The following is an 8,767-nucleotide window of genomic DNA, read 5'->3' on the forward strand; positions in this document are numbered from 1 at the left end:
CGCGTGTGACCGGAGTCCGGCTTCCACGTACGACCCACGTCCCCTGGTCATGAAGCCGAGATTTGAGAACTGCTCCGAGCCGGTGCCCGTGGTCATCGAGGGGGAGAACTTCCTGCCACTCGCCACCCAGCACCTGGGCGGCGAGGTGCCGGTGACGATGGACCACCACTTCGAGGCCTTCCTCGGAGAGGTGGCGCTCGAGGAAGTGACGTGGGTGGATGCTCGCACGCTGCGAGCCCTGATTCCCCGGGGGCTCACGCCGCGCAAGGACTACTCGCTGACGGTGGTGGGGCCCCTGGGCGGGCGCGTGGAGCTGCCTGGGGCGTATCTGTGCTCGGATGAACAGCTGGCGCGGCTGGAGGCCGGAGCCGTGCTGGAGCGGGGGCAGGTATCGGTCCAGACGCGGACCCGGCTGACGCTGACGGTGGAGAACACGGGCAGCTCGGCGGCGCTCGCCGTCACTCCGGTGCTGCGCCCGGTGGGCGAGGGCAGGGTGGAGCTCGTCTCGGAGCCCGCGCCCGCGGACATCGCAGCGGGCGGGAGCGCCTCGTTCGCCTGGGAGCTCGGGGCGGTCACGCCGGGAGAGGTGCACTTCACGCTGGAGATCCAGGGAAGAGAGGAGCTGACGGGCACGGCGCTGCGGGCACCCGACGTGGAGGTGGGGCCGCTGCGGATCCGCGAGCGCGCGGTGCTCTCCGCCTCGTTCCTCGCCCTGGAGAAGCAGGTGGTCAACGTGGGCCAGCGGGCGAAGATCTCCCTGCGCGTGACGAACACGGGGGAGACCGGGGCGATCGGGGTGGTGCCGGCTGTGTCGGTGGTGACGGGGCCCGTGGAGACCGCCGTGTCGGGGCCGGTGCCCGGGAGCGCGGACCTCCTGCCTGGAGCGAGCCAGGAGTTCGCGTGGGAATATGTCGCCGGCCCCAAGGGCACCTTGGCCTTCCAGGCGGAGGCGGTGGGGCGTGATGCCTCCAGTGATGTGGAGGTGCGTGCCGAGGACCGCTCGGATGACATCTCCGTGCAGCGGCGCGCGGAGCTGACGGGGCACTTCCTCACGCTGCCCACCAGCGTCAACGTGGGGCAGGAGTTCCTCGTCGAGCTGGAGGTGGAGAACACGGGCGACTCGGCGTTGCTCGGGGTGTCGCTGAAGGACGAGGGGGCCTTGGGAAACTGCGGCCTGGAGCTGGTGCCTGGGACCACTCCATGGCCGGCTCGGGTGGATCGTCTTCCCGGCAATGAGCAGACGGTGTTCCGCGCACGCCTCATCGGCAAGGCCGAGGGCTCGTGCGCCTTCCGCGCGGGGGCTCACGGCGTGGATGAGACGGATGGGGCCCCGGTGGAACTCCCGGCCGTCAGTTCCTCGACCCTCCAGGTGCGGCGGCAAGCGGCGCTCACCGCCACGCTCTCGGCGCCCTCCCGAATCAAACCGGGGAACGTCTTCGACGTGACCCTGACGGTGAGCAACACCGGGAGCACAGCGGCCCGGGGGGTGAAGCCCACGCTCCCGGAGTCGAGCAGCGGCGTGGCGGAGCTCCTCATGGAACCGGCCGTCTCGGGACAGGATGTCGCGGGTGGGGGCCGTACCTTCTTCACCTGGCGCTACCGTGCCACCCGGGTGGGCAAGGCCTCCTTCAAGGTGGGGGCGGGGGGACAGGACGCCAACACGGGCGCGGCCGTGGCCACCGGGCCGGTCTCGTCGGGCGAGGTCTCCATCCTTCCCGAAGTGGAGCCGCTGCTCGACAACCCCTTCGGGGATGGCTCGCCCTTCGCCCACGTGCTCGGCTACGACGGCCGTGTCTACCTCGGCCCCAACAAGAGTGGCACCGGCGGCGTGAGCGTGGGCCTGGATGGGCTCGGGGGCCAGAGCTTCGGCTTCTTCCTGCACAAGGACATCACGGGCAACTTCAGCCAGAACCCCTCCGCGGCGCCCTATCGCTCCATCGGCGCGACGGGTTGCAGGGTCAATACGCCCGAGTGCGGTCCAGACAACGAGGATGGCCGTGGCTTCTTCTTCTCCGGCCGCGTGGGCACGCAGGAGTGGCTGGGGATGGGCGGGGGCAAGAGCGGGGGAGACCTGGACTACGTCTACCTCGGCCAGGACACCGATGACCTGAACACCATGTACCTGCGGCACGTGGATCTCTCGGCCATGCTCGGAGGGCAGACACGGGGCTTCTCCGCGGCCCTCTTCTTCCGGGATCGTCTCTACCTGGGCTTCCCGGACACCGGTGGCGCCCGGCCGTACCTCCTCGTCCTCAAGCGCTTCCCCACGGTGGATCCCGGCTCCAACGCCGCCTCGGGCACGGATGTGGAGAACCTGCTCGCCGACGAGATGCCCGGCATCGGCGTGGGCGGCTCGCCGAAGAACGGCGCCTCCGTGCAGATGATCGACACCCTGGCCGGGTTCAATGATCGCCTCTACGTGACCAACAACGGTGGGTGCGTCCGCTCGACGACGCCCACGCCCCGCGCCTACGGCCCGTTCCCGGGGGATTGGGCCTCGTGCACGCCCTCTCTCTCGGCCTGGAGCTCGCGCCTCGGCCAGACGACAACCAAGACGGCGGACCTCACGCCGGCGGACAGGGCCGTGCCGCAGCTGGCCGTGTTCCAGGGGAAGCTCTACCTCGCGCGCAACACCACCAGCTCGTCGGGGGTGAGGGGCCCGCAGCTCTTCGTGTGCGGCCCGGAGAAGACGGGCTCCACCACGGACTGCGATCCGGGGGACTGGTCGCTCGTGGCCCCCAACTCCACGGGGGACACGCAGCTCACCCAGTTCAACGACCCGGGCAATGTCTCGATGTCGCTCCTGGTGGCCACCGCGAATGCCCTCTACGTGGGCTTCGACAACGCGTCGCGGGGCGCGGTGCTGCTGCGCGCCTTCACGGCCGCTCCCATCAACCGGGACGACTTCAAGGGACGGGAGGGGTGCTCCGCCGCGCAGTTCCCCGCCTCGTGCGAGGGCCTGGCGGGCAACGGCCTGGGGGCGGGGGCCACGCGCTTCTTCGATGGGAAGGCGCTCGGCGCCAGCGGAAGCGAGTCCGTCTACCTCACCGCCGGGAATGGCCTCGGGGCGGCGAGGCTCTACCGGGTGACGGACTGAGCCACCTCACTGCGCCACGGCGCTCACCGGCTCCAGGGACATCGTGGAGCGGGACGTCTGGACGTGCGGAGGCAGGGAGAGGCGGAACGTGGTGCCCTCGCCCACGCGGCTGTCCACGGTGATGGTGCCCTCGAACGCCTCGACGATGGACTTGCAGATGAAGAGACCCAGCCCCGTGCCCTCGCCCGAGGGCTTGGTGGTGAAGAAGGGCTCGAACAGGTGCGCCATGTTCTCGGCGGGGATGCCCATGCCGGTGTCCCCCACCTCGGCGCAGGCCTCGCCATGGGGGCCCGTCCACAGCCGGACGCGGATTTCATGCTCGCAACCATCCTCGGGGATGGCCTGGGCCGCGTTGACCACCAGGTTGAGGAAGACCTGGGCCAGCCGGGCCTCGTTGGCCTTCACCAGCGGCACGTCCTGGTAGTCGCGCACCACGCGGGCGCGGAAGCGGATGTGCACCAGCGCCATCTTCAGCGCCGCCTCGAGCACCTCGCGCAGATCCACCAGCATGCTCGAGTCATCCGGGTTGCGGGCGAAGGCCTTCACGTCCCGCGCGATGTCGCGCACGCGCTCGGCCCCGTCGCGGATGTCGCGCAGGGTGTTCTCCACCGCCTGGAGGCGCGTGGCCAGCGCCGTCAGCTCCTTGCCCGAGCCCTCGCGTGCCTGCTTCTGGATGCCCTCGCGCAGCGACGGCAGCTCCTCGTCGAGCCAGTCCAGGTTGGAGAGCACGTAGGCCAGGGGCGTGTTCACCTCGTGCACCACGCCGGCCGCCAGCAGGCCCAGCGAGGCCAGCCGGTCCGCCTGCACCAGCATGGCCTGCATGCGCTCGTGCTCCTGGCGCATGCGGTACTGCTCCAGCGCCAGCTTGAGGCGGTGCGCCAGCGCGTCCACCTCGAAGGGCTTGAGCAGGTAGTCGAAGGCGCCCAGGCGCAGGGCCTCGACGGCGCTGTCCACGTTGCCGTAGGCCGTGACGATCAGCGCGTTGCACCCGGGCTGCACCGAGCGCAGCCACTTGAGGAACTCCAGGCCATTCTCTCCCGGCAGGTTCTTGTCGATGAGCGCACAGGCGAAGGTGTGCTTCGCGGCGAGCTGGCGCGCGGTGGCCGCGTCCGGGGCCAGCACCGGGACGGCGCCCGTGCGCTGGACGATGAAGGAGAGGATGGTGCGCAGCGATGGCTCGTCGTCCACGACCAGCACGGACTCTGGAGCGGGATTGGCACGGGTTCTCATCGGTGTCTGTCTCCCACCCGCTGAGCACTTTTTTTCAGAGGGTGCGACAAACTGAGGTCGCCGCGCCTGGGGCGCAAGGGAGCAGGCGTGCTCCGGCCTTCACGGCATTCAGGGGAATGCCGGAAGCGTTGGCGGACGGACACCGGGCCGCCCCCGAGGGCAGGTCCTACAGGGCGAAGCCCACCAGGTGCAGGTCCCCGAGCCCGTCATCGAAGCGCCGGGCGTATTGGTAGAAGAGGGACAGGGGGACGGCCTGCCCGAAGGTGGTGCGCAGGTAGAGCGCGCCGCCCACGGCCCGGTGGTTGTCCCTCAGGTCCGTGCGCGCCCAGGAGGCGAAGGCCTCCAGCTCCACCTGGCTGATGAAGAAGGAGGGCAGCAGCCAGAAGAAGGAAGTCCAGCCGTAGTCGATGATGACACGGTAGCGGTAACGCGCCTGGGCCAGCAGGACGCTGCGGGCGCTGAGGGCGTAGTCCTCGTAGCCGCGCAGGTACTCGGAGAAGGAGATGCCCGGCTGGAGGCGCAGCGGCAGGCTGCGGGAATCCTCGGGGCCCTCGCGGAACGTGAGCGCGGTGCCGGCCTGGATGCCGCCCACCTGGAGGAGCCCCTCGGGCGCGTTGGGCAGGAAGCGGGCGATGGCGGTGAGCTGGAGGTTGTCGCGCAGGAGCAGGGGCAGTCCCGGCAGGAAGGCGGTCGCCTCGGCGCGCAGGTCCGCGAAGGGGTTGGCGTCGTCGAAGGCGAGCGGGTACACGCCCGCGCCCAGCGACAGGCCCACGCCGCGCTGGGTGCCACCATAGGAGGTGCTCTCCCCGGCGAAGTAGGAGATGGAGGCCTCGGGTCCGAGGAGCGAGGTGCGTGCCGCGGGGCGCGTGTCGGTGGCGTAGTAGTCCCGGCGCAGCGCCAGCAGGTTGAAGCTCACGGGCGTGGTCCAGAATTCGCGGGACGTGGCCAGCGAGGCCTGGAGATCCCTCCGGCCGTCCTGGACGAGGCGCGCCACGGTCAGCGACGTGTACCAGGGAGCGGTGAGGGCGGTGGCGTAGCTGAAGGAGACGCTGGGATCCTTCAACCGCGAGTCCATCTGGGCGAGCAGCGCGTACTGGTGGAAGCCGAGCCTGTCCTGTCCCGCGAGGGCCAGGCCGCCGTAGAAGATGGGCTTGTTGCCGTTGTCCGGATCGGGGAGCGCGTAGAAGTAGGGGGCGCGCAGCTCGGGCAGGAAGAAGCGCTCCAGGGGCGAGTAGGGCGCGTCGGTGAGGATGTCCAGCGTGTGCCCCTGGTACGGGGCCGAGGCCCTCGAGGTGGCCGCGGCCGGCTCGGGAGCGGGGGAGGGCGCCTGGGCGAGGGCCTCGGCGGGCGCCACCGGGGCGATGGGGGCGCGATCCAGCGAGAAGTCGAAGTGGTCGCGGTTGAGGAAGACCACCTCCGCGTTTCCGGCGGGAGCCACGTCCATGACGAGGTGCGGCGCGTCGGTGATGCGCACCGGCTCGCCGCTGGTCAGGTCGAGGACATGGGCCTGCCACCGGCCCTCGTGCTCGCGCTGGAAGACGATCCGGTTCGCGTCCACCCAGCGGGGCGAGTAGTTGAAGTGCGCATCCTGGGTGAGCGTGCGCACGGTGCCATCGGTCTCGAGCAGCGCGAGGTTCCAGCCCTGCTCCGTCATCTGGGGGAAGACGACGCGTCCGTCCGCCGCCGCCGAGGGCGGGCCCAGGGAGGAGTGTCCCTCGAAGCGGGTGAGCGGCACGCGCGCTCCGGTGGCGAGCTCCAGCCGGTGGAGGTTGGCGGTGTCGCCCTCGACATGGACGAAGACGTAGGCCTGGCCATCGGGGGTGACGCTGCCGCCCATGCCCTCGAGGCCCTCCCAGGTCTTGATGATCTCCCCGGTGCGCGCGTCCACCTGCCACACCCGGGACAGGTAGCTGCCCAGCGAGTCGATATCCGCGGCCACGAGGAACAGGAAGGAGCCGTCGGAGGTGAAGGACAGGCCGCTCATCACGGTGGGGAAGGTGGAGATCCACCGGCGCCCGGGGAGGAACTGGGTGAGGGAGTGGCTGAAGCGGACGGAGCCATCGCGCTCGCGCACGGTGAGGTGGGGACGCGTTCACGGCCCGCGTCCACGGTGGCGAGGGCGCCATCCGGCGAGGCGGCGAGCCGGGCGAAGTAGCCCACGTTGGGGGCCAGCACCTGCTGGGTGGCGGGGCGCACCCGCTGCTGCTGGTTCCGGGTGAGCGACTGCGTGAACTCCTCGAAGAGCGAGCCGATGGTCCGGCCGTACACGTTGCTGAAGCGCAACGTCAGCGCGATGGGGGGAATGAGGGTTCCTCCCTGCACCTCCACCAGCTTCCACAGCCGCTCCTCGCCGTAGCGCTCCACGAGCCATTGGATGAAGTAGCTGCCGGTGAGGTAGTTGCCGCCGAGCGGATCCATCCGCCGGTGCTGGGGGGAGAGGTAGCCGGGGTGGAAGTGGCCGTCGAGCGACTGGGAGGCGGCCTCGAAGAAGCCGCGCCACAGGGGGCTGTGGGGGCGGCCCTGGGACTTGCCCAGCCGTCCCTCGTAGTAGGTGGCGAGCCCCTCGAGGAACCAGGACTCGGTCAGGCTGTTGGGCTGGAAGAGGCCGCCGGTGAGGGTGTTGACCAGCCACCAGAGGCCGTGTGTCTGCTCGAGCTGCACGTAGTGGACGGACTCGTGGCAGCCCACCTCGCCCAGCTCGGAGGGGCCGAAGCCCAGCAGGTTGAAGAGCTCCAGCGACATGTGGGTCGGCATCACCATCTGCTGGGGGATGCTGGAGTAGTCCGGGTTGACGTACGCGTTGTTGAAGTCCGCGCCCGTCAGGTAGACGAGCACCCGCTCCTGGGAGCCGGGCCTGCGGGGGAGGCCGCGCAGGCGCTCGACGCAATCCTCCAGACGGGCGGCGATGCGCAGGGCGGAGGGGCGCAGCCGGGCCGGGTAGTAGAGCTCCAGGGTGCGCGTGGTGAGCTTGCGCATGTCTTCCCGGGCGAAATCCGTCTGGACGTTCTGGGGGAAGCGGGGTGTGACGAAGGCACACCCGGCAAGGGAGAGGAGGAGCAGCAGGAGGGGGGGGAGGCGGCGAGGCATGCGCCCCCATCCTAGGGTGCGGTCACAAATCGTGGCGATGAACTTGGTTTTCAGGGTAATGGGTCGACCGTTCTCACGTTCGCGTACCCTGAACAGGAATCCCTCCATGGCCTTCCCCGCTCCTCCCCATGTCCAATCCGCCCAGGCCCAGGTCGCCGCGGCCCTCCAGCAGGTCGAGGGCAAGCCGGTGGATCTCCTCACGGTCCCCTGGACGGAGGTGGAGACGTCCATCCCCAAGCTGCTCGGTGGCGCCTTCAACCCGAATGATCCGAACCACCAGGGCCTGGCCCTGGGTCTGGCCGGTGCGCTCGCCGAGCGCCTGGGCCAGGAGCACAACGCCTTCTGGTTCGTGAACCGGGACTCGCCGGAGGGGGCGTCGCTGGGCTTCCCCGAGCTGCCCATCGTGCTCTCGCCGTTTGGCGAGGTGATGAACGCGCTGGTGTCGGGCAAGCTGACGCGGCTGGACGAGGTGGCCGCGGGCATCCGCCGCACGCTGGGCGAGGCGCGCTTTGGCGCGGGTGGAAACCGGCCGAAGCTGGGCCCCGCGGAGTACCAGCGGATGGTGGATCCGGGCTTCATGCAGTTCCTGGTGGTGGATCCGGCCAAGGCGCAGAAGACGCTGGACACGAAGCCGGACGCGCTGGCGCGGGACATCCGCGAGGCGCTGGGCCGGGCCACGAAGCTGCCGGCCGAGGTGCGCCAGCAGTTCGAGGGCCAGGTGGTGGCGGTGCTCCAGCAGATGGACGCGACCAAGACGCTGGCGCAGCAGGTGGAGGTGGCGCCGCGCATCGCGGAGCTGATGATCCACCTGTACGCGACGCAGGGGAACACGGGGGCGGCGCAGAACGAGTTCTGGGGCCAGCTCATCCTTCCGCTGCTCTTCATCGGCGCGCCGCAGGCCTTCCCGCCGGTGGACGAGGAGGAGTTGGAGGCGTTCAACCAGGGCGTGGCGGCGCTGGAGCTGTTCGTGGACGTGGTGCCGCACGCGGTGCAGGCGCCGGAGGATGGGCTGCTGGGCGCGTTTGATCGGTCGGAGGTGGGGCTGGTGCACCAGGCCTTCGAGCGCGCGGGGGTGCAGCGCTTCCTGAAGCTGAAGACGGATCGGCTCAAGCCGCTGCTGGAGAAGTTCGACGCGAACCAGATGGTGGACGCGGTGCGTCGCTTCACCAAGTACATGGAGGAGAAGGCGGGCAAGGGAGCGCCGCCCAACCCGCAGAACGAGGAGATGCTGAAGGCGGCCACGGTGCTGCTGACGGATCTGAAGCGGGCGGTGACGCAGGCCCAGGGCGAGCTGTGCCTGCGGCAGATCACCGAGGCGGACGCGATGTCCGAGCAGGTGGTGGCGGAAGTGCG

Annotated in this window: 5 protein-coding genes; 2 read left to right on the forward strand and 3 right to left on the reverse strand. The window is 70.1% G+C overall.

Annotated features, from left to right (window positions below; genetic code table 11):
- The first annotated feature begins 49 nt into the window (after window positions 1-49).
- Window positions 50-3,097, forward strand: a complete 3,048-nt coding sequence (locus Q664_RS14285; RefSeq protein ID WP_152622095.1) for a COG1361 family protein — start codon at window positions 50-52, stop codon at window positions 3,095-3,097.
- Between the two features lie 6 nt (window positions 3,098-3,103).
- Here Q664_RS14285 and Q664_RS52070 read toward each other — a convergent pair whose 3' ends face one another.
- From Q664_RS52070 to Q664_RS62635, 3 genes are all read right to left on the reverse strand, one after another.
- A complete protein-coding gene (locus tag Q664_RS52070; protein WP_084609878.1) occupies window positions 3,104-4,327 on the reverse strand; it encodes a sensor histidine kinase in 1,224 nt (407 codons plus the stop codon).
- Window positions 4,328-4,493: 166 nt separating this feature from the next.
- Window positions 4,494-6,401, reverse strand: a complete 1,908-nt coding sequence (locus Q664_RS14295) for a TolB family protein (protein ID WP_326938696.1) — start codon at window positions 6,399-6,401, stop codon at window positions 4,494-4,496.
- Window positions 6,311-7,414, reverse strand: coding sequence for a hypothetical protein (locus Q664_RS62635; RefSeq protein WP_326938697.1), 1,104 nt, complete (start codon window positions 7,412-7,414; stop codon window positions 6,311-6,313). The genes Q664_RS14295 and Q664_RS62635 overlap by 91 nt, the downstream gene beginning before the upstream one ends.
- 106 nt (window positions 7,415-7,520) lie before the next feature.
- On the opposite strand from Q664_RS62635, the gene Q664_RS14300 reads away from it, so the two are divergent.
- Window positions 7,521-8,767 (forward strand): hypothetical protein (locus tag Q664_RS14300; protein ID WP_063934696.1); only part of this gene is annotated, 1,247 nt, incomplete at its 3' end.

This window comes from Archangium violaceum Cb vi76 (assembly GCF_000733295.1).
GTDB lineage: Bacteria > Myxococcota > Myxococcia > Myxococcales > Myxococcaceae > Archangium > Archangium violaceum.

What these genes read in the sequence shown, in the direction of transcription:
- Q664_RS52070 (WP_084609878.1), bottom strand. Translation starts at nt 4,327, where the DNA reads ATGAGAACCCGTGCCAATCCCGCTCCAGAGTCCGTGCTGGTCGTGGAC.
- Q664_RS62635 (WP_326938697.1), bottom strand. Translation starts at nt 7,414, where the DNA reads ATGCCTCGCCGCCTCCCCCCCCTCCTGCTGCTCCTCCTCTCCCTTGCC.
- Q664_RS14285 (WP_152622095.1), top strand. Translation starts at nt 50, where the DNA reads ATGAAGCCGAGATTTGAGAACTGCTCCGAGCCGGTGCCCGTGGTCATC.